The organism is Microbispora sp. NBC_01389 (assembly GCF_045040095.1).
Classification (GTDB): domain Bacteria; phylum Actinomycetota; class Actinomycetes; order Streptosporangiales; family Streptosporangiaceae; genus Microbispora.
Genome location: NZ_CP109552.1, coordinates 3,770,215 through 3,794,708 on the forward strand (window position 1 = coordinate 3,770,215; position 24,494 = coordinate 3,794,708).

The window sequence follows — 24,494 nt, forward strand, 5'->3', positions numbered from 1 at the left end:
CGTATTACGCAACGAGTGTGATCGGAAGGCGCTGCCCGTGGCGGACCTCTTCATCGGTGGCGCCTGGACCGACGCCGTCGCAGGCGGACGCCGTACGATCCGATGCCCGGCCGACGGCTCGGTCGTCGCGACCGTCGCGGAGGCCACCCGCGCCGACACCGAGGCCGCGATCGCGGCGGCGCGGCACGCGTTCGACACGGGCCCCTGGCCGCGTACGCCCGCGAACGAGCGCGGACGGCTGCTCCTGCGGACGGCCGATCTGATCGAGCGCGACAGGGTGGCGATCGCGCGGGCCGAGTCGCTGGACACGGGCAAGCGGCTCGCCGAGAGCGAGTACGACGTGGACGACGTCGTCCGGTGCTTCCGCTACTTCGGTGGCATCGCCGGCACGGACGCGGGCCGGGTGATCGACACCGGCAGGGACGACGCGGTCAGCCGGGTGGTCTACGAACCGATCGGCGTGTGCGGGCTCATCACCCCCTGGAACTACCCCCTGCTGCAGACCTCCTGGAAGGTCGCGCCCGCCCTCGCGGCGGGCGACACCTTCGTGCTGAAGCCGAGTGAGCTCACCCCCGGCACGGCCGTCCTGCTGATGCGGCTGCTGGAGGAGGCGGGCCTGCCCCCGGGGGTGGCCAACCTCGTGCTCGGCGCGGGTCCCGAGGCCGGGGCGCCGCTCGCCGAGCACCCGGACGTCGACATGGTGTCGTTCACCGGCGGCCTCGCGACCGGGCGGCGGGTGATGGCCTCGGCCGCCGCGACCGTGAAACGGGTCGCGCTGGAGCTCGGCGGCAAGAACCCCAACATCGTCTTCGCCGACGCCGACTTCGAGACGGCGGTCGACTTCGCGCTGACCGCGGTCTTCCTGCACTCCGGGCAGGTCTGCTCGGCCGGCGCCCGCCTGCTGGTGGAGGACCCGATGCACGACGCGTTCGTGGCCGAGGTCGCCCGCCGGGCCGGGGACATCCGGCTGGGCGGGCCGTTCGACCCCGAGGCGGAGACCGGCCCGCTGATCTCCGCCGCGCACCTGGCCAAGGTCGAGGCGTACGTCGAGGCCGGTCTCGCCGAGGGCGCGAAGCTCCGCTGCGGCGGTCGGCGGCCGGACGAGCCGGAGCTGGCCGGCGGGTTCTACTACCGGCCCACCGTGCTCGACGGATGTCACCGCGAGATGCGCGTCGTCAGGGAGGAGTCGTTCGGGCCGGTCCTGACCGTGGAGCGCTTCTCCGGCGAGGACGAGGCGGTCGCCCTGGGCAACGACACCGACTACGGCCTCGCGGGCGCCGTGTGGACGCGGGACGCGGGCCGGGCGCAGCGGGTGGCCGCCCGGCTGCGGCACGGGACGGTGTGGATCAACGACTACCACCCGTACGTGCCGCAGGCGGAGTGGGGCGGGTTCAAGCAGTCCGGGGTCGGCCGCGAGCTCGGCCCCACGGGCCTGGACGAGTACCGCGAGATCAAGCACGTGTGGCAGAACACCGATCCCCGTCCCCAGCACTGGTTCAGGCCGCGCGACGCCGGCCGAGGAGCGTGAACGTGGAACATGTCGATGCGACGGGCCCGCGTGTCGTCGTCATCGGGGCCGGGGTCGTCGGCGCGGCGCTCGCCGACGAGCTGTCGGCCCGCGGCTGGACGGACGTCACGGTGGTCGACCAGGGTCCGGTGCCCGCCACCGGCGGCTCCTCCTCGCACGCGCCCGGCCTGGTCTTCCAGATCAACGGATCGAAGACCATGACCCAGATGGCGCGCTACACCGTCGAGAAGCTCGGCTCGCTCGACCTCGACGGCGAGCCCTGCTTCCTCCAGGTCGGCGGCCTGGAGGTGGCCACCACCCCCGAACGGCTCGCGGAGCTGCACCGGCGGCACGGCTGGGCCACCTCCTGGGGCGTCGAGTCGCGCCTGCTCACCCCCGCCGAGTGCGCAGACCTCTTTCCCCTGCTCGACCCCGGTGCCGTGCTCGGCGGTCTCCACATCCCGACCGACGGGATCGCCAAGGCCGTACGCGCGGTCGAGGCGCAGCTGCGCCGGGCCAGGTCGCGCGGCGTACGGGTGCTGGAGCGGCGCGAGGTGCTGGACATCCGCGTCGAGGACGGCCGGGTGGCCGCGGTCGTGACCGGCCAGGGCGAGATCGCGGCCGAAGTCATCCCGGCCGACGTCGTGGTCTGCTGCGCGGGCATCTGGGGGCCGAAGGTCGCCGCGATGGCCGGCCTGCCGCTGCCGCTCACCCCCCTCGCCCACCAGCTCGCCTGGACCGGATCGGTGCCCGATCTGAAAGGGCACACCGAGGAGGCGACGCTGCCGATCCTGCGGCACCAGGACGCCGACCTCTACTACCGCCAGCGCTTCGACGGCGTCGGCATCGGCTCCTACGGCCACCGGCCGATGCCGGTCCGGCCCGAGGACCTGCTGCCGGTGGACGAGGCCGAGGTGATGCCGTCGGTGCTCGCCTTCACCCCCGGCGACTTCGAGGACGCCTGGGCCGAGACCCGGCGGCTGCTGCCCGGCACCCGTGCGGCCGAGATCGGCGAGGGCATCAACGGGGTGTTCTCCTTCACCCAGGACCACATGCCGCTGCTGGGCGAGTCGCCCGACGTGAAGGGCTTCTGGGTCGCCGAGGCGGTCTGGGTAACCCACTCCGCCGGGGTCGGCCGGGCGATGGCCGAGTGGCTGGTCGACGGCCACTGCTCGTCGTTCGACCTGCACGAGTGCGACGTCAACCGGTTCGAGCCGCACCAGCTCGCGCCCGACTACGTGCTGGCGCGCGGCTGCCGGAACTTCGTCGAGGTCTACGACATCATCCACCCGCTCCAGCCGATGGAGGAGCCGCGGCCGCTGCGCCTCAGCCCCTTCCACGCCCGGCAGCGCGAGCTGGACGCGTACTTCCTGGAGGCCGCCGGCTGGGAACGGCCGCAGTGGTACGGCGCCAACGCCCGCCTGCTGGAGGGAGGGGACGTTCCCTCACCCGGCGACTGGGCCGCCCGCCACTGGTCGCCGATCGTCGGCGCGGAGGCCCGCGCGTCCCGCGAGACCGTCGCGCTGTACGACATGACCGCGCTGAAACGCCTGGAGGTCACCGGCCCCGGCGCCCTCGCCTTCCTCCAGCGGCTGACGACCGGCCAGATGGACAAGTCGGTCGGCTCGGTGACCTACTGCCTGCTGCTCGACGTGGACGGCGGCATCCGCAGCGACGTGACCGTCGCCCGACTGGGCCGCGACACGTTCCAGGTCGGCGCGAACGGCAACCTCGACCTGGACTGGCTGCACCGCCACCTGCCGGAGGACGGGTCGGTCGTGGTCCGCGACATCACGGCCGGCACCTGCTGCCTCGGCGTCTGGGGCCCGCGCGCCCGCGACCTCGTGCAACCGCTGACCGGCGCCGACTTCTCCAACGAGGGCTTCCGCTACTTCCGGGCGAAGAAGGCGTACGTCGGAGCCGTGCCGGTCACCGCGCTGCGGCTGTCCTACATCGGCGAGCTGGGCTGGGAGCTCTACACGACGGCCGACCTCGGCGCGAAGCTGTGGGACACGCTGTGGGAGGCCGGGCAGGAGCACGGCGTCATCGCGGGCGGGCGCGGCGCGTTCGCCAGTCTCCGGCTGGAGAAGGGCTACCGGTCCTTTGGCACCGACATGACCTTCGAGCACGACCCGTACGAGGCCGGGCTCGGGTTCGCCGTCAGGATGGACAAGGGCGACTTCGTCGGCCGGGCGGCGCTGGAGCGGCGCGGGGCGAACGTGCGCCGCCGCCTCACCTGCCTGACCATCGACGACCCCGCCGACGTGGTGATGGGCAGGGAGCCGGTCTTCGACGGCGACACGGGCGTCGGTTACGTCACCAGCGCGGCCTTCGGCTACACGATCGGCAAGGGCATCGCGTACGCCTGGCTGCCCGCCGCGCTGGCCACGCCCGGCCGGACGCTGGAGATCGGCTACTTCGACCGGAGGGTGCCCGCCGTGGTCGCCGAGGAGCCGTTGTTCGACCCCGCGATGGAACGCCTGCGCGGGACCGGGGAGGCCCGATGAACCCCCTGCCTGACCACCTGCCCGACCACCCCGACCGGCTGTGGCGCTCGGCCGAGCCCAAGCGGTCGTACGACGTGGTGATCGTCGGCGGCGGCGGCCACGGCCTCGCCACGGCGTACTACCTGGCCAAAAATCACGGGATCACCGACGTCGCGGTGCTGGAGCGCGGCTGGCTCGCGGGCGGCAACATGGCCCGCAACACCACCATCATCCGGTCGAACTACCTGTGGGACGAGAGCGCGGGCATCTACGAGCACGCGCTGAAGCTGTGGGAGGGCCTGGAGGAGGACCTCGGCTATCCGCTGCTGTTCAGCCAGCGCGGCGTGCTCAACCTCGCGCACAGCCCGCAGGACGTGCGCGAGAGCGTGCGCCGGGTCAACGCCAACCGGCTCAACGGCGTCGACGCCGAGTGGCTGACGCCGGAGCAGGTCAAGGAGGTCTGCCCGATCGTCGAGATCTCGCCCGACGTGCGCTATCCGGTGCTCGGCGCCACCTTCCAGCCGAGGGCCGGGATCGCCAAGCACGACTACGTGGCCTGGGGCTTCGCCAGGGCGGCGGCGGATCTCGGGGTCGACATGATCGAGCACTGCGAGGTGACCGGTCTCGACGTGCGCGACGGCCGGGTGACCGGGGTGCGGACCACCCGCGGCCCGATCGCCGCGAAGAAGGTCGCGCTGGCCGCCGCCGGCCACTCCTCGGTGGTCGCAGGGTTCGCGGGCGTCGCGCTGCCATTGCAGAGCCACCCACTGCAGGCGCTGGTGTCGGAACTGCTCGAACCGGTGCATCCAACCGTGGTCATGTCGAACGCCGTCCACGTGTACGTCAGCCAGGCACACAAGGGCGAACTCGTCATGGGCGCCGGAATCGACGCGGCCAACTCCTACCGGCAGCGCGGGGCGTTCCACATCATCGAGCGGCAGATGGCGGCCGCGCTGGAACTCTTCCCGATCTTCGCCCGCGCGCACGTGCTGCGCACCTGGGGCGGCGTCGTGGACGTCACCCCGGACGCCTCACCCGTCGTCGGGCTCACCCCGGTCGAGGACCTGTACGTGAACTGCGGATGGGGCACCGGCGGGTTCAAGGCCACGCCGGGCGTCGGCTGGTGCTACGCGCACACCGTGGCGACCGGCGAGCCCCACCCGCTCAACGCCCCCTTCTCCCTCGGCCGGTTCACCACCGGCAGGCTCGTCGACGAGCACGGCGCCGCCGCCGTCGCCCACTGACGCCGCCCACTGACTGGGCCACTGACTCGCCGCCGCCCACTGACTTCCGGAGTGCCGATGCTGCTGATCGCCTGCCCGTGGTGCGGACCGCGGGACGAGGCCGAGTTCCACTACGGAGGGCAGGCGCACGTCGCCCATCCGGAGGACCCGGCCGCCCTCTCCGACGAGGAGTGGGCCCGCTACCTGTTCTTCCGCGACAACCCCAAGGGCCTGTTCGCGGAGCGGTGGAGCCACACGGCCGGGTGCCGCCGCTGGTTCAACGCCGTACGGGACACCGCCACCAATGAGATCCACGCCGTCTACCGGGTGGGCGAGCCGAGGCCGGTGATCACATGAGTGGTCCGTACCGCAGGGACGGTGTGACCGGGGAGGTCCTGCGGTTCCGGTTCGACGGCCGCGACCTCGAAGGACTGGCAGGCGACACGCTCGCGTCGGCGCTGCTCGCCAACGGCGTGCGCACGGTCGCGACCAGCGTCAGGCTCGGCCGTCCGCGCGGCGTCTACGCCGCGGGCTGCGAGGAGCCCAACGCGATCGTCCAGATCGAGGAGCCGTTCCCCGAGCCCATGCTCACGGCCACGACCGTCGAGTTGTACGACGGCCTGGTCGCCACCGGGCTCCCCGGGCGGGGCAGGCTGGCCGACCGGCCCGACCCGGCGCGCTACGACGCCGTCCACGCGCACTGCGACGTGCTCGTGGTCGGCGCGGGACCGGCCGGCCTCGCCGCCGCGCGCGTGGCCGCGCGGGCCGGCGCGCGGGTGATCCTCGCCGACGAGCGGCCCGAGCCTGGCGGCAGCCTGCTCGGCACGGCCGAGACGGTGGACGGCGGGCCGGGCCGCGCGTGGGCGGCCGCCGAGATCGCCGCGCTGGCCGCCCTGCCGGAGACGCGCGTGCTGCGCCGCACCACCGTCATCGGCCACTACGACGACAACCACGTCGTCGCGGTCGAGCGGCGGACCAATCACCTCGGTGCGGCGGCCCCGCCCGGCGTGGCGCGCGAGCGCGTCTGGCGGATCCGCGCGAAGCGGGTGGTGCTGGCGACCGGCGGGCACGAGCGGTTCGTCGCCTTCGCCGGGAACGACCTGCCCGGCGTCATGCTGGCCGGCGCCGCCCGCACCTACGTCAACCGGTACGGCGTGCTGCCCGGCCGCCGGGCGGTCGTGTTCACCACCAACGACACCGCCTACGCGGCGGCGCTCGACCTCGCTGACGCCGGGATCGAGATCGCCGCCGTCGCCGACGTACGGCGGGAACCGGGCAGTGCGTCGGCGGACTGCGTGTGGGCGGACCGGTGCGCGGAACGCGGCATCGAGGTCCTCACCGGGCACGTGGTGACGGCGGCGAAGGGCGAGGGCGAGGTCACCGCGGTCGAGATCGCCGCGCGTGTGGGTGGCGGGGCCCGGGAGGTCGCCGCCGACCTGCTGCTCGTGTCCGGCGGGTGGACGCCGGTGGTGCACCTGTTCAGCCAGGCCGGGGGCACGCTGCGGTACGACGAGGGGCTGGGCGCGTTCACGCCGGGGGAGACCCGCCAGGCGGCCGAGGCCGCGGGGTTCGCGGCCGGCGTGACGACGCTGCGCGACTGCCTGGCGGACGGCGCCGAGGCGGGCCGCCGCGCGCTGGCCGCCCTCGGGTTCGGTGCGTCTGGGGTTACCGCGTCTGGGGTTACTGTGCCGGTGGCTGCTGCACCGGTGACTGAGGAGGAGCCCGCCGCCGCGCCCGCCGAGCACCTGTGGCTGGTGGAGTCGGGCGACTACGGCACCCACTTCGTGGACCTGCAGCGTGACGTGACGGTGGCGGAGGTGCTGCGCGCCACCGGTGCGGGCCTCACCTCGGTCGAGCACGTCAAGCGCTACACCACCGCGGGCACGGCCCACGACCAGGGCAAGACCTCCGGGCCGCTGACCGGCGGCGTCGTGGCGCACGCGCTCGGCGTCGACGTCGCCGCGCTCGGGACCACGACGTTCCGCGCGCCGTACACGCCGGTCTCGTTCGCCGCGCTCGCGGGCCGCGACCGGGGTCCCCTGCACGACCCGGTCCGGATGACGCCCATGCACGAGTGGCACGTGGCGCGCGGCGCGTTCTTCGAGAACGTCGGGCAGTGGAAGCGGCCCTGGTACTACCCCCGGCCAGGTGAGGGCATGGAGGCCGCCGTCCTGCGCGAGTGCGCCGCCGTACGGGAGGGCGCGGGCGCGATGGACGCCTCCACCCTCGGGAAGATCGACGTGGTCGGCCCCGACGCGGGAGTGTTCCTGGACCGGCTCTATACGAACATGATGAGCACGCTCAAGGTCGGGTCCATCCGCTACGGCGTGATGTGCCGCGCCGACGGCATGGTCTTCGACGACGGCACCGCCATTCGCCTGGCCGGCGACCACTACCTCGTCACCACGACCACCGGTAACGCGGCGGCGGTGCTCGACTGGATGGAGGAGTGGCTGCAGACCGAGTGGCCGGATCTGCGGGTCCGCTGCACCTCGGTCACCGAGCAGTGGGCGACGGTCGCGCTCGCCGGGCCGCGCTCCCGCGAGGTGCTCGCCGCCCTCGCCCCCGGCCTCGCCGTCGGCAAGGACGACTTCCCCTTCATGACCTGGCGGGACGCCGAGGTCGCCGGGATCGAGGCGCGGGTCTGCCGGATCAGCTTCTCGGGCGAGCTGGCCTACGAGATCAACGTCTCGTCCTGGTACGGGCTCGCCCTGTGGGAGGCGGTCATGGCGTCCGGCGAGGTCACGCCGTACGGCACCGAGACCATGCACGTGCTGCGGGCGGAGAAGGGGTATCCCATCGTCGGCCAGGACACCGACGGCACGGTCACCCCGCAGGACCTCGGCATGGAGTGGATCGTCTCGAAGAAGAAGGCCGACTTCCTCGGCAGGCGGTCGTACGCGCGGGCGGACGCGTCCCGGCCCGACCGCAGGCACCTGGTGGGCCTGCTGCCGGAGGACCCCGGCGTGCTGCTGCCCGAGGGCGCGCACCTCGTTTCCGCCCCTGTGGCGGCCCCGGCCCCGCCCAGTGCTCTGCCCGCTGCTCCGTCCGCTGCTCCGCCTGCTCCGCCTGCTCCGCCGGTGCCGGCGCTCGGCTTCGTGACCTCCAGCTACCGCAGCGCCGCGCTCGGCCGGACGTTCGCGCTCGCGCTGGTCAGCGGCGGGCGCGGGCGCGTCGGCGAGCGGTTGTACGCGCCGGTCGGGGACGACCTGGTGCCCGTGACCGTGACCTCCCATGTCCTGTACGACCCGGAAGGAGCCCGCCGTGACGGCTGACCCGGTGGTTGATTCTGTAGCTGATTCTGTGGCTGGGTCTGCGGCTGATTCTGTGGTCGGGCGCAGGAGTCCGGCGGCGGCGTACGCGGACAGGTTCGCGGCGGCGAGCGCGGGCGGCGCGATCCGCCTGGCGGAGATCCCCTTCCTCACGCACCTGAACGTCCGGGCCGACCCCGCAGGCCCGGCGGCGGAGCGGATCGGGACGGCCCTCGCCGTGCCGCTGCCGATGGAGCCCGGTGCCGTGACCGAGGGCAGAGGTTTGACCGTGCTGTGGCTCGGGCCGGACGAGTGGCTGGTTGTCGGCCCGGACGGCGCCGCGCGGGAGCTCCGTGAGCGGATCCGGGACGCGGCGGCCGGCGAGCACGTCTCGGTCGTGGACGTGTCGGCCCAGCGTACGACCCTTGTCGTGGCCGGGGAGCGGGCGCGGGACATGCTGGCGCACGGCTGCGCGCTCGACCTGCACCCCCGGGAGTTCGGCCCGGGCCGGTGCGCGCAGACCCTGCTGGCCAGAACCGGGGTCGTCCTGGTCACGAGGGAGGACGGCTTCTGGGTGCTCGTCCGCTCCTCCTTCGCGGCGTACGCGGCGGAGTGGCTGCTCGACGCTGCTGTCGAGTACACGGCCGCCGAGCACAGGGGATGAAAGGCGGCTTCGCGGTGTGACGTACCATCGAGGGCGCTCGTGAGGAGGCCGCTTTCGAACCCCGGTGGGAGACCATGTTCCGCACGCTGATGAAGTCGAAGATCCACCGCGCCACCGTCACGCAGGCCGATCTCCACTACGTCGGCTCGGTGACGATCAGCGCGGACCTCATGGCCGAGGCGAACCTCGTCGAGGGCGAGAAGGTCGACATCGTCGACATCGACAACGGCAACCGGCTGTCGACGTACGTCATCGAGGGCCCGGCCGGCTCCGGGACGATCGGCATCAACGGCGCCGCCGCCCGGCTCATCTCCGTCGGTGACCTTGTGATCATCATCGCGTACGCGCTGGTCGCCGAGGAGGAGGTCAAAACGCTCAGGCCGTGCGTCGTCTTCGTCGACCGGGACAACCGGCCGGTCCACGTGGGCTCCGACCCCGCCTCCGCGCCGGAGGGCAGAGGTCTCATCCCGGGCGACATCCCGGCCGGCGCGTAGGCGCCACCTGACGGCAGGTCTCCCCTCCGGCGGTGAGCTTTCGGCTCACCGGTAATCCTGGGCTCTCCGGAGGGACTACTGGGTGTGGACGATCCCGAAGAACGATTCACCGCCCTCTACGACCGGCACTACCGGGCCGTGCTGGGCTACGCGTTGCTGCGGGCCGAGCACGGCGTCGCCGAGGACGTGTGCAGCGAGACGTTCCTGGTCGCCTGGCGGCGCCTGGACGAGCTGCCCGAGCCGGTGCTGCCCTGGTTGCTGGGCGTGGCCCGCAACCTGCTGGCCAAGCAGCGCGACTCACGCGGCCGGCGGCAGGCGCTGGTCGACCGCATCGCCGCGCTGAGCACCGAACGCGACACCGTGGCCTGGGACGTGGCCGACCACGTCGTGGACCGGACGACCGCGCTGGCCGCGCTCGCGACCCTGCCGGAGCAGGACGTGGAGGCGATGGCGCTGGCGAGCTGGCACGGCCTGCCGCCCGAGCAGGCCGCCACCGTGATGGGCTGCTCCACCCGCACCTACACCGTGCGACTGCACCGTGCCCGCAAGCGGTTGGGCCGTGCGCTGCGCGCCGAACCGGCCGCCAGTGCCAGTGCCAGTGCCGGTGCCCGGCGCCCGCGAACGGCTGAGCACGGCCAGCGGTTCGCGGAGGAGGCGTGATGGCCACCGGACACCCTCGTGACACCCCCCAGGAGGAGTACATGACCGAGCACATGACCGAGCGCGTGTTCGCCCAGCTCAAGCCTGAGCGGCTGGACGAACTGACCGAGGCGGCCCATCGCCGCCGCCGTACGGATGATCTCGCCCAGGCCTTCCGGACCCCGCCCGCGCCGTCGAAGCGCGCTCTGTCGCCGGCACGGTCGTCCGCCCGGCCGCCGAGGCGTCGCCCCTGGGTGCTGGGGGGTGTGCTGGTTGCCGGGCTGGCCGCCGCCGTGATCGTCGTGCCCAGGGTGAGCCCCGATTCGGGCCCGGCCGTCTCCGGCGGCGCGGGTCAGCCCGGGGGCACCTCACACGACGTCGCCGTACCCGGCATCGGCGCACCCCCCACCGGCCCAGCCACCACCGCGCCGACCACCGCGCCGACCACTGCGCCCACCACCGCGCCGACCACTGCGGTCCTCGACGCACGCACGGTGTTGCTGGCCGCCGCCGAGAGCGCGTCCAAGGTCGAGGCGGGCACCGGGCACTACTGGTACACCCGCGACCGGACCCTCAGCCGCCTCGCCGTCGACGACGAGGCGTACGTCGCGAAAATTCGGGCGCTGGCCGCCGAGCGGGACAGGAGGGCGGCGTCCGGCTCCCGGAAGGCCGCCGACCGGTGGTATGAGGACCAACTGATCGAGTTCAAGAAGCACCCTGAGCTGCTGCCGTACGTCGTCTTCTCCGGGAGCACGGACGAAAGCTGGCGGGCCCGCCAGAAGGGGGACGCCAACCGCAACGTCAGGAAGCCTGGCGGCGGGCTGACGTTCGGGTCGCCCGAGGACGAGCGGAAGTGGCGCGAGTCGGGTGCGCCCCGGCTGGTCAGCCGTGGCGAGAAGAGCAACGAGGACCGGCTCGACCGGCTCCTGTCGATCGACAACCCCAGCCTCACCATCCGCAACGTCGACCGGCTGCCGACGGACGAGAAGGCGCTGGAGCGGCGGCTGCACGAGCTCTACCGGGCGCGCCCCGGAGGCGCCGCGAACGAGGAGGACTTCTCCGTCTACCTGTGGCAGACGGCCGTCGACCTGCTGAACGCCCCGATCACGCCGGGCACCCGCGCCGCGCTGTTCCGGGTGCTGGCCGGTGAGCGGGGGCTGACCGCGCTGGGCGAGCGCGCCGACGCGCTGGGGCGCACGGGGGCGGCCCTCGCGGCGAAGGGCCCCGGCGATGACGGCGGATCGATCGAGTATCGGATCATCATCGACCCCGGCTCGGCCAGGCTCCTGCAGTACGAGGTGGCCGGCGACGGCGAATCCGCGCCGAACCTGCGGGTCGCCCTGGAGGAGGCCGGCTGGGTGGACGATCTCCGCGAGCGTCCCTGACACGGCACACAAGGGTGGCCGGGGCCGACTCCGTTCTGATCGAGCGGGTCGTAGGCCTTCGGCCGCCCGGCTGTTTTCGTCTCTCACGCCACGACACGCAAGAGGGAAATATCGGTCATCGCCTCCAAGAAGAAAGCGCACCTGTAACCCCAACAAGTCACTTGCGCGGGCGTGCCTATGTGGGCTTGGTGTGGAAGAATTAATACAGGCTTTCGAATTGCTTGAGGGGGTGCCTTATGGATCTGTTCGATGATGATCCTGCGCACTTCCCTGACTCGAACACTACTGGTGAGGGCGACTGGTGGGATCGGCTCATCGCCGGCTCGCCCCTGTGGTCTTCCGACGGGACCCTTGCCCGCGAATATGTGCCGATCGTCGATCCCGATGCGCGAGAGCACGCGAGCCGATTCGGTACTCCGACGAGTTACCCCTTTATTCGAGCATTCACGACTCGTGCCGGTACCGCTGCCGTTGACGACTCCGTCAGCGACGATCCCGTCAGCGACGAAACCGGGAATAACGCTCTCCCTGATGGTTCTTGCGATGGCGCTGCCATTCCCGGCCCCGAAGCCGGTTCTCCGCCCGCTGCGGATCACACAGGAGATGCCGGCCGCGGCACTCTCGGCCCTGACAGCGTCGGCTCCGACGCCCTGAGTGCCGACGCCCTGAGTGCCGACGCTGGAGACGTCGATGGTGGCGCCTCTGAGGGTGTCTTTGGTGGTGCTTCTGGCGGTGTTTCCGGCTCGGGGTCGCCGTCGTGGGTGGCGGTGGCGGCTCTTGTCGAGGCGGCTCGGGTGGTGGCGTTGGTGCCGGTGCCTGAGGACGCGGGTGTGTGTCTGGCCGAGGCGGAGGAGTTGCTTGCGGTCCGTGATCGGATCACTTCGGCGTTGGCGGCCCGGGTGGGTCGTGTCCATCGGGCGGGGGAGGCGAAGCACCATGGGCATGCGTCCACGAAGTTGTGGCTGCGTAGCGCCGGGGGGATGACGCCTGCGGGGGCGGGCCGGTTGGTGACGATGAGCATGGAAGTGCACCGTCTTGCTGAGGTGCGTCGCCTGTTCGCGGAGGGTGGCCTGACCGAGGGGGTCGTGGAGGCGATCTGCACGGCCACCGCGGGGTTGACCGATGAGCAGGCGGCGACGGCTGAGCGGATTCTGCTGGAGTTGGCGGGGTCGGCGGGTGCGGCGGAGGTGGCCAAGGCGGGGCGGTACCTACGCGCGGTGCTCGACCCTGACGGGCATGAGAAGGATGAGCAGGCGGATTTCGATCGCCGGTTCTTCCGGGTGCGCCGGCGTAGGGGCGGCGGTGTGGAGGGGGAGTTCTACCTGCCGGTGGAGGCGGCCGCGCGGTTGCAGCACATGCTGGACGTCTACGCCAAGCCCAAGGCGGAGGGTGATGACCGTACGCTGAGTGTGCGGAACGCCGACGCGTTGATCGCGTTCTTGGAGAACAAGATCGCGACTGAGCTTCTGGTGCTGGTCAACGCCGAATCCCTTCCCGACGACCCTCCGAGTGGCACTCCCTGCGATGACGGCGAGCCCACCATTGAGGAGCCCGCCGGCGAAGAACCACACGCAGAGCCAGACGAAGAACCACACGCAGAGCCAGCGGGTGCAGAGCCGGGCGCACGGCCATCGGCCGTCAGCCCCGAACGCACCTCCACCAGCCCCGAACGCACCTCCACCAGCCCCGAACGCACCTCCACCAGCCCCGAACGCACCTCCACCAGCCCCGAACGCACAGTCACCGGGCCCCCGGCGGGTGATGATCACTCAGTCGGCGAGGACGGTAGCTCGACCGTCGCGCCCTCCGCTGGAGACGACACCTCCCGCGCCGCCTCCCCTGCCGCGCCCAGTGCCGCCTGCCGTGCCGCCTCCAGCGCCGCCTCCCCTGCCGCTGCGGGTGCGGGCGCGGGTGCGGGCGCTGACGGGCAGGAGCCTGTCACCGGCCGCGCAGCCGCCGGTAGCTCGCCCATGGACGGTCCGGCTGCCGCCTGGCCGCACTTCGACCCCACCGACAGCCACGAGCGCGGCCACGAGCGCGGCAACGAGCGCGGCAACGAGCGCGGCGACCTGCGCGACTGCGATGACGTCCAGCAGGACCACGCCGACGACTCTGACGACGCGGACGACGACCCCGGCACTCAGGAAGAGGGCATCGAGCGAGGACACCGCAGAAACCGAGCGCGGCGCCCGAAGCAGGCACCCCCGCAGCAGGCACGCCCGAAGCAGACGCATGCCCCTGATCCCCCACCCGAGCCCGACACCCCGCCGGATGCGGAAGGGAGCGCCTGGCCGGGAGGCGACGCTTGGCCTGGCGATGGCGCCTGGCCGGGAGATGATGCCTGGGCGGGGGTGGGAGCCGACGCGCCGCCGGGAAGCAGTCCGCCGGGAGCGGGCGGCAATGTGCCGCCCGGGGTGTGGATGCGAAGGTTGCCGGGGCTGATCCTGGCGACCGGGCACCTGCTGCCCGTCTCCAGCGTGCACCGGCTGGCCCGCAGCAGCACCCTGGTGAGGATAGTGATGAACGCCGCCGGGCAGGTCCTGGACATGGGCCGCAAGGTCAGGTTGGCCACCCCCGCCCAGCGCCGGGCCGTCTTCGCCCGGTACGCCACCTGCTGGGTCGACGGCTGCCCGCTGCCCGCCACGATGTGCCAGATCGACCACGCCGACAACTGGTGCAGCGGCGGGCCGACCGACCTGAAGCTACTGGGGCCGGCGTGCCAGTTCCACAACCGCGACCGCTACCGCCACCCCACCCGCTACACCCGCCGAAAGGTGGGCGACGACCGCTGGGCCTTCACCTACCGCAACCCCTACAGCACCCGGCGAGCGAGGACATGAGGGTGTCAGAGAAGGGTCGTCTGGCCGGAGCCGGCGAGGGGATCACGGTGCCTGCGCAGATGCTTCCAGCGTGGCAGGTCGTCGAGGTAGGCCCACGACAGCCGATGGTGCGGGGTCGGGCCGCTTTCGGCGAGAGCGCGTTGGTGGACCGGCGACGGATAGCCCGCGTTGGCAGCGAAGCCGTAGGCCGGATGTTCCTCGCCGATCTCGGCCATCAGCCGGTCGCGGTGGACCTTGGCGAGCACCGACGCGGCGGCCACGGAGACCGAGCGCTGATCGGCTTTCACCTCGCACCGCACCCGCCATGGCCGCCCCAGGAAGTCGTGCGCGCCGTCGAGGAGCACCACGTCGGGCCGCAGTGGCAGGGCCTCCAGGGCCCGGCGCGCGGCCCGGCGGAGGGCCTCGGTCATGCCGACCTCGTCGATCTCCTCCGCACTGGACTCGCCGTACGCGTGACAGGTGAGCCAGCCCGGAAGCACCTCGGCGAATGCCTCCCGCTGAGCCGGCCCGAGCATCTTGGAATCGGTCAGCCGGACCTTACGGTCGCCTCGTCCCGGCAACTCCGGCGGCGGGCCGAAGGAGGTGACCGCCGCACAGAGCACGACGGGCCCGGCCCAGGCGCCGCGACCGACCTCGTCCACACCGGCGATGTGGACCATGCCGGCCGCGCGCAACTCGTCCTCGATCTCGTAGCCGGCGGCCCGGCGGGGCCGGACGGCGGCCCCGGATTTCAGTCCGGGTTCGAGACCGGGCTCCAATCCGGGCAACGCGTCGGTCATCCCGCCATCATCGCAGGCACCAGAGGCCCCTGGGGTTCAGGTGAAAAATCAGGTGATCGTGCAACTGCGCTGGTTGAGAGTGAAGCTCATCGGGGGCGTGTTCTGGTCGCCGGGGAAGGTGGCGTTGAAGCCGATGGACACCGAACTGCCGGGCTTGATGGTCTTGTTCCAGTCGTAGTTCTCGACGGTGACGACGCTGTCGCTCTGTGTCCAGCGGGCCGACCAGCCCTTGGTGAGGTGCTGGGTGGGGAGCAGGAAGGTCAGCTTCCACCCGTCGATGGCCGTGGTGCCCGTGTTCATGATCTTCACGGAGGCGGTGAGACCGCCCTTCCAGGCGCTCTGGGTGTAGGTGACCGCACACGAGACAGGCGGCGTGTCAGACTGGGCGACGGCCGTGTACGGCGCCGAGGCGGCGCTCAGGTTACCGGACGCGTCACGGGCCACGACCTGGAAGGTGTACGGCTTCCCGCCTTCGAGGCCGGTGACGATGTCGCGGGGGGTGCCGTTCTCACCCTCGTACGCGTAACCGTGGTCCGTGCGCCGGAACAGGTCGTACTTGGGCGGGACGCCGCTGTCGTCGCTGACGGTGTTCCAGGCGAGGAAGATCCCGCCGGGGATCGGCATCCCGGTCACGGCGGTCAGGCCGGTCGGAGTGCCGGGCGGAGTGGTGTCGGGGGCACCTGGGCCGGGGCTCGTGGGGAGCGGCGGCTCGACCATCGCCCGTTGCCGGACCAGATCGGAGGGCGCGCTGAGGTTGCCGTCGGCGTCCTTGGCGACGACGTAGAACAGGTAGTCGCGCCCGGGGGTGAGGTTCTGCAGCACGACCCCGACGACCCAGTCGCCGGACGTGAAGAACTGTGTGGTCACGGGGGTGAAGGCGCCGTCGATCCAGGCGTACACGTCGTAGCCGGTGACGGCGACGTCGTCCGTGGACTTCGTCCAGATCAGGCCGGCCGCGCCGTTGATGTAGGCGTTGTACGGCCCCACGTCCGTGGGACGGCTCGGCGCGCTGCCGGTGGTGGAGGTCGGGGTCGCGGAAGGGCTCGGGGGCGGTGCGAGGGCGGCGCGGCCGGTGTGGACACGGCGGCGAGCGCGAGGCCGGCGCTCAGAAGGCCGGCGCTGAGCAGGGCGCTCACTTGGGCGGTGGTACGGCGGTTCTGGGTGCGTTTGTGATTACCTTCCGATCGGACGCCCGGCGCATCGGGGATGCGCCGGGCACCGTTGGCGAGGATCACGAGCAGCTGGTGCCGTTGAGGGTGAAGGCGGTGGGTTTGGGGTTGGAACCGGTGTAGGCGCCGTTGAAGCCGAGGTACAACGACTCGCCCGGCTTGATCGTCTTGTTCCATTCGTAGTTCTCGGCCGTGACATCGGTGCCGGACTGGGTCCAGACGGCCGACCATCCGTTGGTGACGCGCTGGGAGGCGAGCGGGAAGCTGAAGCCGAGCGTCCACCCGTCGACGGCGGCGGTGCCGGTGTTGGTGATCGTGACGGTGGTCGTGAACCCGCCGTCCCAGGTGGTGGCGGCGTAGGTCACCCTGCATCCGGAACCGGGCGACATCGACGCGCTGGGAGACACCGACGCGCTGGGCGAGGACGTTCCTCCGGGCTGCGCGACGGCCGTGTAGGGCGCCGAGGGATTGCTCAGGTTGCCGGCGGCGTCACGGGCCACGACCTGGAAGGTGTACGGCTTGCCGCCTTCGAGGCCGGTGACGATGTCGCGGGGGGTGCCGTTCTCACCCTCGTACGCGTAGCCGTGGTCGGTCCGCCGGAACAGGTCGTACTTGGGCGGGACGCCGCTGTCGTCGCTGACGCTGTACCAGGCGAGGAAGACTCCGCCGGGTATGTCCATTCCGGTTACGGCGGCCATGCCGGTCGGTGTGCCAGGAGGCGTGGTGTCGGTTCCCGGGCTCGGACTGGCCACGGGCGGCTCGACCATGGCCCGGGCACGGACCAGGTCGGAAGGCGCGCTGAGGTTGCCCGCGCGGTCTTTGGCCACGACGTAGAACAGGTAGTCGCTCCCCGCCGTGAGGCCGGCGACCACCGCGGTGACCCGGTCGGCCCGCATGTCGATCGTGGCCTGCTGCGTACGCAGGAAGGCGCCGCCGGTCCACACGTAGACCTCGTAGGTGGAGATGCCGACGTCGTCGGTGGACGGTGTCCAGACCAGGCCGACCGAGCCGTTGACGCAGACGTTCTGCGTGACCAGGCCCTCGGGACGGGTGGGCGGGGTCCGGTCGATCGGGGACGGGCTGGGCGGCGGGCTGGAGGGAGGCATGCCGCTCAGGTAGCCGGCAGTGGCCGTCAGTTCATTGGACGGCGGGCCCGCGTTCCCCGCCGCGTCTCTCGCGACGACCCGGAACGTGTACGACTGTCCAAGGGTGAGGCCGCTGACGATGGAGCCCGGGCCGGTCGTGGTGCGGATGGAGGTGAAGGCGCCGTCCTGCTTGACCTGGACGTCGTATTCGGTGACGCCGACGTCGTCGGTCGCGGCGCCCCAGCAAAGAGACACGCCGATGCCGAGACCCGATCCGGGAGCCGCGGGCAACGGACAGTGCCACAGAGCTCCGGGAGCGCTGGGCGGGGTGGTGTCTCCGGCCGCCGCGGAGGCCGGGAGGACGGCGGCGCCCACGAGCCCGGCGCTCAGCAGGCCGGCGCTCAGCAAGGCGCTCACTCGGGCGGTGGTACGGCGGTTCTGGGTGTACATGTGATGACCTTCCGAACAGGCGCCCGGCGCATCGGGGATGCGCCGGGCCCGGGTGAGGATCACGAGCAGGTGGTGCCGTTGAGGGTGAAGGCGGCCGGCCGGGAGTTCGAGCCGGTGTAGGTGCCGTTGAAGCCGACCTGGACGGACTGTCCAGGGGCGATGGTCTTGTTCCAGTCGAGGTTGACCGCCGTCACGTTCGCACCGGTCTGGGTCCAGGTGGCCGACCAGCCGGGCGGGGTGACCTTCTGGTCGCCCGGGAAGGCGAACTTCAGCGTCCAGCCGTTGATCGCGTTCGTGCCGGTGTTGGCGATCGTGACGGTCGCGGTGAACCCGCCGCCCCAGTCGCTTGTCCCGTACGTCACCCGGCATCCGCCACCCGGTGAAGGGCTGGGCGACGGCGACGGGCTGGGGGAAGGAGACGGGCTGGGGGACGGAGACGGGCTGGACAGGCCGGTCTGGGCGGTCGCGGTGAGCGTGGCCGAGGGCTGGCTGGTGTTGCCCGCGGCGTCCCGTGCCACGACGTAGAAGGTGTAGCTCGTGCCGGCGACCAGTCTCTCCGCGACGTAGAGGGGCGTGGTCGACGAACCGATCTTGGTGAAGCCGGTGCCCTGCTTCATGTACACGTCATAGCCCGTGACCCCGACGTCGTCGGTCGAGGCCGTCCAGCACATCGGCACCGCGTTCGCGAAGTCCGCCCCGCAGACCCACAGTCCGGTGGGCGCGCTCGGCGGCGTGGTGTCCACCGAAGACGGCGAGGACGACGGCGAGGATGACGGTGATGAGGACGGCGACGGGCTGGGGGAGGGCGAAGGGCTGGGAGACGGCGACGGGCTGGCCGTGCCCTCCGGCGGGGTACCCCACACCAGCGTGCCCCCGTCGTATACCGGCACGTGGGAGGCGGTCGAGGCCGACCAGTCGTTGGCCGGGTCCCAGGCCGCGCCGTTCGGCACCGAGATGCGCAACTGGGTGCTGCGCCGGTAGAGCTGGGCGTCGCCGGGGTAGATCGGCTTGCCGGTGCAGTCCACCTCGGCGTAGTAGGTGCGGTCCCTGGCGAGGACGGGCCCGTTCACGGCGCAGCCGCTGGTGTCGCCGCCGGTCACCTTCACCTGGGAGACCGAGGTGGAGCCGTCGAGCGTGAAGTAGTAACGCGCCTTCCCCGACTGGAGGACGCGCGGAGGCCAGTTCGAGGTGTTGGTGATGGTGACGGTCAGCGAAGTGCCGTCCCCACCGGTGTAGACGTTGCCGACAGCGGCGGTGATCTCGTCGTACTTGTTCTCCGGCGCGGGGAAGCCCGCCAGGGGCGTGCCGCCGTACTCCTTGGCGAACCGCGCGAGCACGTTGGTGATGCCGGAGTTGTAGTCGATCGCCACCTCGTTGCGGACGTAGTCCGTACGGCTGTCGGCGTAGGCGTCGGCGGCGTCCGGTCCTCCGGCGAGCGCGCCGTACAGGACGTGCAGGTTCGGGCCGGTGGTGTCGCTCATGTAGCCGAGGTACTGGCCGCTGGCCGCCCGATGGTGGACGTGCGTCGGCGGGTTGGCCCCGAAGCCGACCATGTAACTGGAGTGGCGGGGATTGTCCCCGAGGGAGTAGTCGACCTGCCGCTTGGCGAAGTCGTGGTAGCGGGCGTAGAGCGCGTTGCCGGAGCCGAGGTGGTCGGCGTAGACGAGGGCCACCCAGGCCGTGTTCAGCGCCATGCGCAGCGAGGCCCAGTTGAAGATGTACGCGAGGCCGCCGGGGGTGATCGTGCCCTTCTTGCCCTTGTATCCGGTGGTCCAGTAGTCGAGGTAGCGCTGGACGTCGTCGATGTACCTCTGTTCCCCGGTCAGCATGGCCATCAGCGCATAGACGGCGTATTCCTTGTCGTTCCAGCCCAGGCCGAAGGTGTAGGCGGGCACCATCGTCCCGCCCGCGCCCTGGCCCACGTCGGGCTCGCTGCCCATCTTGGGGTAGAACTCGCGGGCCTTGTCCAGGTAGCTCCCCGTGCCCGTCGCCCGGTAGAGCCACACGGCCGCCCAGGCCAGCTCGTCCCAGTACATCTTGGTCGCGCCGGGGTGGTCGGAGGCGCCCTCCCAGGTCGAGTTGTAGTAGCCGGAGATGCCCGGCACGCAACTCGTGTACGCGGTGTCCTGGCCGTTCGTCCCCTTGGTCGTGTCGGCGAACGTGAACAGCTGCCGGGCGTGGGTGAGCAGCGTGTCGGCGTACGACGGATCGCTCTGGCGGAAGGCCATCGAGGAGGCCGCCATGGCCGCGGCCGTCTCGGCGACGACGTCGGTGCCCTTGCACGTCGGGGTGATCTTGTAGACCGGCCGCGACATGCCCTTGATGTCGATCACCTCGGGCGGGCCCCAGTACGCGTGGTCCACGCTGCCGTCGCCCACCTGGACGTACAACGTCTCCGGCTCGGGGTGGGCGGCGATCAGGTAGTCGGTGGCCCATTTGAGGTTGTTCAGCATCGGCGTGAGCTGGGTCCCGTAGCCGGACCGGTTCTCGACCAGCCCCCAGGCCAGCATCGTGGTGGTGAACGCCATGGGGAAGCCGAACTTGACGTGGTCGCCCGCGTCGTACCAGCCGCCGGACAGGTCCACCCCCGCAGGCTTGCCGTCGTTCAGCGTGCGGTCGCCGCGCCACTCCACGCGGCTCCAGGCGGGCTTCCTGCCCGACTGCTGCGCCTCGTAGAAGTAGATCGACTTCTGCAGGGCCTCGGTGTAGTTGTACGAACTCGCCGCCTGGGCGGGCACCGAACCCGGGACGAGCAGGGCGGCCAGTACGGCGGCCACCCCGCCCAGGGAAAGGAGTCTCATCGAACGCCTCATATCAGGAGCAGGTGGTGCCGTTGAGGGTGAAGGCGGTGGGCTTGGGATTGGAACCGGTGTAGGTGCCCTGGAAGCCGATCTGGACGGATTGGCCCGCACCGATGGTCTTGTTCCAGTCGAGGTTCGCCGCGGTGACGCTGGTCCCGCTCTGTGTCCAGGTGGCCGACCAGCCGGGCGGGGTGATCTTCTGGGTGCCGGGGAAGGCGAACTTCAGGGTCCAGCCGTTGATCGTCGCAGTCCCGGCGTTGGTGATCGTGATGGTGGCGGTGAAGCCGCCTCCCCAGTCGTTGGTCGCGTACGCGACCTTGCACGTGCCCCCGGCCGAAGGTGACACGGAGGGGGACGCAGAGGGGGACGCAGAAGGCGACGCAGAAGGCGAGGCAGAGGGGGACGCAGAAGGCGACGCAGAGGGAGAAACAGAGGGCGATACCGACGGAGACGCAGAGGGGGACGCAGAAGGCGACACCGACGGGGACGGGCCGGAGCCCGGCGGGGTGCCCCAGAGCAGCCTGCCGTCGTTGCCGTACAGCGTCATGCGGTCGGCGCCCTTCGCCGACCAGTCGTTGGACGGGTCCCAGGTCGCGCCGTCGGCCACACTGATCCGGAGTTGCACCTCGCGGCGGAACTCCGACTGGCCGCCCGGGAAGATGAGCGTGCCGGTGCAGTCGACCTCGGCGTAGTACGTCCTGCCCTCCAGCAGGTGCGGCCCGGTGGGCTGCTTGCACTGCGTGTAGGACGTGCTCACGGTGACCTGGCTCGCCGTCGTCGAGCCGTCGAGCGTGAAGTAGTAGCGGAACTTGGCCCGGTCGAGCACGGTCGCGGGCCAGGCCGACTTGTTGATCACGAAGGTCTTGGCCGCCGTCTCCCGGGTGGTGTGGGTGATCGTCGGCTCCAGATAGAACTCGGGGCCGTCGGGCGTCTCGCGCGGCAGCGTCGCGAGGGGCGACCCGCCGTACGTGCCGTAGAGGACGGCGAGCGAGCTGGTGATGCCGGAGTTGAAGTCGAGCGCGACCTCGTTCTTGACGTAGTCGCCCCGGCTGTCGGTGTAGGCGTCGGCGCCGTCCGGGCCGCCGACCAGCGCACCGTACAGGATGTGCCTGCTGACGGCGGGCTCGCCGTCGGGACCGGCGTTGGTCCAGGAGCCGTGCGCGCCGCGGTGGTGGGGGTTGCGCGGCGGGTTGGTCCCGAAGCCGATCATGTAGCTGGAGTGGCGGGGGTTGTCGCCGAGCGCGTAGTCGATCTGCCGCTTGCCGAAGTCGTGGTAGCGGGCGCGGAGCGAGCTGGACGAGCCGAGGTAGTCCGCGTACCTCAGCGCGACGAACGCGGTGTTGGCCGCCATGCGCAGCGAGGCCCAGTAGAAGATGTACGCGAGGCCGCCGGGCGTGATCGTGCCCTTCTTGCCCTTGTAGCCCACGGTCCAGTAGTCGAGGTAGCGCTGGACGTCGTCCTTGTACTTCTGCTCGCCGGTCAGCTCGGCCATCTGCTCGTAGACGGCGTACTGCTTGTCGTTCCAGCCGAAGCCGAAGTTGAAGACGGGCACCTGGACGCCGTTGCTCCCCGGGTCTTCCTGGGTGCCCATCTTGGGATAGAACTCGCGGGCCCGGTCGAGGTAGCTCGCGGTGCCCGTGGCCCGGTAGAGCCAGACGGAGGCCCAGGCCAGCTCGTCCCAGTACATCTTCGTGGCGCCCTCCACCTGGCCGCCCTCACCGGTGGAGTTGTAGAAGCCCTGCGCGGCGCTGACGCAGTTCACGTACGCCGTGTCGCGGCCGTTCGTCCCCTTGGTCGTGTCGGCGAACGTGAACAGTTGCCGGGCGTGCGTCAGCAGCGTGTCGGCGTACGACGGGTCGGTCGGCCGGAAGACGATCGACGACGCGGCCATCGCGGCGGCGGTCTCGGCCGCCACGTCGGTGCCGGGGCACGAGGCGGTGATCTTGTAGACCGGCCGCTTGTGGCCCTTGGCCTCGACGGTCTCCGGCGCGCCCCAGTAGGAGTGGTCCTCGCCGCCGTCGCCGACCTGGACGTAGAGGACGTTCGGCTCGGGATGGGCGTTGATGAAGTAGTCGCCCGACTGCCGCAGCGTGTTCAGCAGGTACGGCAGCTGGCCCGACCTCTCGTAGGCCGACCGGTAGTCGACGCCGCCCCAGGCCAGGGTGGTGGTCATGGAGGCCATCGGGAAGCCGAACTTCACGTGGTCGCCGGCGTCGTAGAAGCCGCCCGACAGGTCGACTCCGGCGGACTTCCCGTCGTTCACGGTCGAGTCGGCCCGCCAGGTCACCCGGTTCGTTGACGGCAGGCGGCCCGACTCCTGCGCCTCGTAGAACAGGAACGATTTCTGCAGCGCCTCGCCGTAGGCGAACGTGGCGGCGGAGGCGGGAGCGCCGGCGGAGGTCACCGACAGCACTGCGCCGGTCAACACTGTCGCAGCCGCCGTGCTCGCGCTCAGCAGCCGTCGCGGTAGTCGCATGAACATGCCCCCAGGAACGATGAACGGGCGGGACGACCCGGAAGGGGCTCCCGCCCGGATGGTGCGTACGGGACCTGGCGTGCTCCAAGCACGGCCCCGGAGGCGGGGCCGTCCGTACAGGTCAGGGGCGTCGCGGCGAGCCGGGGAAGTGAAACTTTCAGTACGGGCCCGGCGGCTGTGAGGGCATGGCGACCACGAATTAACCATGCCGGACATTTCGAGAAACGCCGCTCTGGAACTGCGCGGGATCAGCCGCGCGCTGGAGCCGGCCGTACGCGGGCACGACCCGGCGGTATTGGAACCCCTGCGCGACCAGTGGCGCGCGCTGCGGGACGACCAGCCGGAGCCCGACCCGCAGTTCGTGGTGATGGACGAGGACTTCCACGTCACGATGAGCCGCGCCTCGGGGAACGCGGCGCTCACGAGCACCCTCGCGTCCGTCAACGCGCGGATCAGAGCGGTGCGCATGTACGACTTCCTGACCGCCGACCGCATCACCCTGACGATCCTGCAGCACCTGGAGATCGTCGAGGAGGTCCTCGCCGGGCGCCTTGAGGACGCCCTGACCGCGATGCGCCGGCACGTCGGGGAGTCGATGGACGTCGTCGAGCGCAGAGCCGCTCGCGCGATCACCCAGATGGCCCTCAACCGAGGCAGGCGCCATGACGTTGACCGAGGCTCCCACTGACCATCCCCTGCTCGCGGCCCGCGGCCTGACCCGGGCGTTCGGCGACGTCGTCGCCAACGACGGGGTCGACTTCGACGTACGCCCCGGCGAGGTACACGCCCTCGTCGGGGAGCACGGCGCGGGCAAGAGCACCCTTCTCAAGCTCATCTACGGCGTGCACCGGCCCGACGCGGGCGACCTGGTGGTGGACGGCACGCCGGTGCGGGTCGGCAGCCCGGCCGCCGCCCGGTCCCTCGGGATCGGCATGGTGTTCCAGGAACTGCGGCTGGTCCCGGCGCTGACCGTGACAGAGAACGTCGCAGGTCAGGGCGATCGCCGACCGGGTCACGGTGCTGCGCGGCGGCCGGGTGATCACCGCGGGGCGGACCCGGCGGCGTACGACGACGCGGAACTGGTGGAGGCGATGGTGGGCCGGGCGGTGCCGCCGCTGCCCGCCGACCGCCCCGTGCCGCCGCCCGGCCGTACGGCCGCGCTCTCCCTCACGGGGGTGAGCGCGTACGGCGACAACGGGGTGCTCCGGCTGCGCGATGTCACGCTCGACGTGCTGCCCGGCGAGG

The 24,494-nt window shown here is 71.4% G+C and carries 17 protein-coding genes and 2 pseudogenes; 13 read left to right on the forward strand and 6 right to left on the reverse strand.

Annotated features, from left to right (window positions below):
• Nucleotides 1-37: 37 nt before the first annotated feature.
• The 10 genes from OG344_RS16970 to OG344_RS17015 all read left to right on the forward strand — a co-directional run bounded on the left by OG344_RS16970 (nucleotide 38) and on the right by OG344_RS17015 (nucleotide 14,489).
• Nucleotides 38-1,528 carry an aldehyde dehydrogenase family protein gene (locus OG344_RS16970; protein ID WP_405083948.1) on the forward strand — a complete coding sequence of 497 codons (1,491 nt, stop codon included), beginning with the start codon at nucleotides 38-40 and terminating at the stop codon, nucleotides 1,526-1,528.
• A 2-nt stretch (nucleotides 1,529-1,530) separates the two neighbouring features.
• Nucleotides 1,531-4,014 (forward strand): FAD-dependent oxidoreductase, encoded by a 2,484-nt coding sequence (locus OG344_RS16975; RefSeq protein ID WP_405083949.1) that lies wholly within the window; start codon nucleotides 1,531-1,533, stop codon nucleotides 4,012-4,014.
• Complete coding sequence (locus tag OG344_RS16980) at nucleotides 4,011-5,237, forward strand: sarcosine oxidase subunit beta family protein (protein ID WP_405083950.1); 1,227 nt, start codon at nucleotides 4,011-4,013, stop codon at nucleotides 5,235-5,237. The genes OG344_RS16975 and OG344_RS16980 overlap by 4 nt, the downstream gene beginning before the upstream one ends.
• A gap of 57 nt (nucleotides 5,238-5,294) precedes the next feature.
• Nucleotides 5,295-5,573, forward strand: coding sequence for a sarcosine oxidase subunit delta (locus OG344_RS16985; protein ID WP_405083951.1), 279 nt, complete (start codon nucleotides 5,295-5,297; stop codon nucleotides 5,571-5,573).
• Nucleotides 5,570-8,491 carry a 2Fe-2S iron-sulfur cluster-binding protein gene (locus OG344_RS16990; RefSeq protein WP_405083952.1) on the forward strand — a complete coding sequence of 974 codons (2,922 nt, stop codon included), beginning with the start codon at nucleotides 5,570-5,572 and terminating at the stop codon, nucleotides 8,489-8,491. The genes OG344_RS16985 and OG344_RS16990 overlap by 4 nt, the downstream gene beginning before the upstream one ends.
• A gap of 52 nt (nucleotides 8,492-8,543) precedes the next feature.
• Complete coding sequence (locus OG344_RS16995; protein ID WP_405083953.1) at nucleotides 8,544-9,131, forward strand: sarcosine oxidase subunit gamma; 588 nt, start codon at nucleotides 8,544-8,546, stop codon at nucleotides 9,129-9,131.
• 74 nt (nucleotides 9,132-9,205) lie between these two features.
• A complete protein-coding gene (panD, locus tag OG344_RS17000) occupies nucleotides 9,206-9,625 on the forward strand; it encodes an aspartate 1-decarboxylase (protein WP_405083954.1) in 420 nt (139 codons plus the stop codon).
• Nucleotides 9,626-9,709: 84 nt separating this feature from the next.
• On the forward strand, nucleotides 9,710-10,285 hold the full coding sequence (locus tag OG344_RS17005; protein ID WP_405083955.1) for an RNA polymerase sigma factor: 576 nt from the start codon (nucleotides 9,710-9,712) through the stop codon (nucleotides 10,283-10,285).
• Nucleotides 10,285-11,649, forward strand: a complete 1,365-nt coding sequence (locus tag OG344_RS17010; protein ID WP_405083956.1) for a hypothetical protein — start codon at nucleotides 10,285-10,287, stop codon at nucleotides 11,647-11,649. Before OG344_RS17005 ends, OG344_RS17010 begins: the two co-directional genes overlap by 1 nt.
• A gap of 236 nt (nucleotides 11,650-11,885) precedes the next feature.
• Nucleotides 11,886-14,489: a DUF222 domain-containing protein gene (locus tag OG344_RS17015; RefSeq protein WP_405083957.1), complete on the forward strand. Its 2,604-nt coding sequence runs from the start codon at nucleotides 11,886-11,888 to the stop codon at nucleotides 14,487-14,489.
• A 5-nt stretch (nucleotides 14,490-14,494) separates the two neighbouring features.
• On the opposite strand, the gene OG344_RS17020 is transcribed toward OG344_RS17015, so the two are convergent.
• The 5 genes from OG344_RS17020 to OG344_RS17040 all read right to left on the reverse strand — a co-directional run bounded on the left by OG344_RS17020 (nucleotide 14,495) and on the right by OG344_RS17040 (nucleotide 21,119).
• Nucleotides 14,495-15,268: a ribonuclease HII gene (locus OG344_RS17020; RefSeq protein ID WP_405083958.1), complete on the reverse strand. Its 774-nt coding sequence runs from the start codon at nucleotides 15,266-15,268 to the stop codon at nucleotides 14,495-14,497.
• A 48-nt stretch (nucleotides 15,269-15,316) separates the two neighbouring features.
• Nucleotides 15,317-16,255 (reverse strand): cellulose binding domain-containing protein, encoded by a 939-nt coding sequence (locus tag OG344_RS17025; protein ID WP_405083959.1) that lies wholly within the window; start codon nucleotides 16,253-16,255, stop codon nucleotides 15,317-15,319.
• A gap of 244 nt (nucleotides 16,256-16,499) precedes the next feature.
• Complete coding sequence (locus OG344_RS17030; protein ID WP_405083960.1) at nucleotides 16,500-17,939, reverse strand: cellulose binding domain-containing protein; 1,440 nt, start codon at nucleotides 17,937-17,939, stop codon at nucleotides 16,500-16,502.
• 92 nt (nucleotides 17,940-18,031) lie between these two features.
• Entirely contained in the window at nucleotides 18,032-20,773 is a 2,742-nt protein-coding gene (locus OG344_RS17035; RefSeq protein WP_405083961.1) for a glycoside hydrolase family 9 protein, read from the reverse strand.
• A 13-nt stretch (nucleotides 20,774-20,786) separates the two neighbouring features.
• Complete coding sequence (locus OG344_RS17040) at nucleotides 20,787-21,119, reverse strand: cellulose binding domain-containing protein (protein ID WP_405089109.1); 333 nt, start codon at nucleotides 21,117-21,119, stop codon at nucleotides 20,787-20,789.
• On the opposite strand from OG344_RS17040, the gene OG344_RS17045 reads away from it, so the two are divergent.
• Nucleotides 21,043-21,465 carry a hypothetical protein gene (locus OG344_RS17045; protein WP_405089110.1) on the forward strand — a complete coding sequence of 141 codons (423 nt, stop codon included), beginning with the start codon at nucleotides 21,043-21,045 and terminating at the stop codon, nucleotides 21,463-21,465. The two genes, OG344_RS17040 and OG344_RS17045, sit on opposite strands and share 77 nt — an antisense overlap.
• A 2-nt stretch (nucleotides 21,466-21,467) precedes the next feature.
• Here the strand turns inward: OG344_RS17045 and OG344_RS17050 are convergent.
• Nucleotides 21,468-23,465 (reverse strand): annotated as a pseudogene (locus OG344_RS17050) (glycoside hydrolase family 9 protein); the annotation flags it as partial.
• On the opposite strand from OG344_RS17050, the gene OG344_RS17055 reads away from it, so the two are divergent.
• Nucleotides 23,455-23,937: an FCD domain-containing protein gene (locus OG344_RS17055; RefSeq protein WP_405083962.1), complete on the forward strand. Its 483-nt coding sequence runs from the start codon at nucleotides 23,455-23,457 to the stop codon at nucleotides 23,935-23,937. The pseudogene OG344_RS17050 and the gene OG344_RS17055 overlap by 11 nt on opposite strands.
• Nucleotides 23,912-24,220 (forward strand): annotated as a pseudogene (locus OG344_RS17060) (ATP-binding cassette domain-containing protein); the annotation flags it as partial. The gene OG344_RS17055 and the pseudogene OG344_RS17060, both read left to right, overlap by 26 nt.
• Nucleotides 24,221-24,494 lie beyond the last annotated feature (274 nt).

Excerpts from the sequence above, each read along its gene's own strand:
- OG344_RS16985 (WP_405083951.1), top strand. The coding sequence starts at position 5,295 with ATGCTGCTGATCGCCTGCCCGTGGTGCGGACCGCGGGACGAGGCCGAG.
- OG344_RS17020 (WP_405083958.1), bottom strand. The coding sequence starts at position 15,268 with ATGACCGACGCGTTGCCCGGATTGGAGCCCGGTCTCGAACCCGGACTG.
- OG344_RS16980 (WP_405083950.1), top strand. The coding sequence starts at position 4,011 with ATGAACCCCCTGCCTGACCACCTGCCCGACCACCCCGACCGGCTGTGG.
- OG344_RS17015 (WP_405083957.1), top strand. The coding sequence starts at position 11,886 with ATGGATCTGTTCGATGATGATCCTGCGCACTTCCCTGACTCGAACACT.
- OG344_RS17045 (WP_405089110.1), top strand. The coding sequence starts at position 21,043 with ATGGTGGCGGTGAAGCCGCCTCCCCAGTCGTTGGTCGCGTACGCGACC.
- OG344_RS17055 (WP_405083962.1), top strand. The coding sequence starts at position 23,455 with ATGCCGGACATTTCGAGAAACGCCGCTCTGGAACTGCGCGGGATCAGC.
- OG344_RS17010 (WP_405083956.1), top strand. The coding sequence starts at position 10,285 with ATGGCCACCGGACACCCTCGTGACACCCCCCAGGAGGAGTACATGACC.
- OG344_RS16990 (WP_405083952.1), top strand. The coding sequence starts at position 5,570 with ATGAGTGGTCCGTACCGCAGGGACGGTGTGACCGGGGAGGTCCTGCGG.
- panD (WP_405083954.1), top strand. The coding sequence starts at position 9,206 with ATGTTCCGCACGCTGATGAAGTCGAAGATCCACCGCGCCACCGTCACG.
- OG344_RS17035 (WP_405083961.1), bottom strand. The coding sequence starts at position 20,773 with ATGAGACTCCTTTCCCTGGGCGGGGTGGCCGCCGTACTGGCCGCCCTG.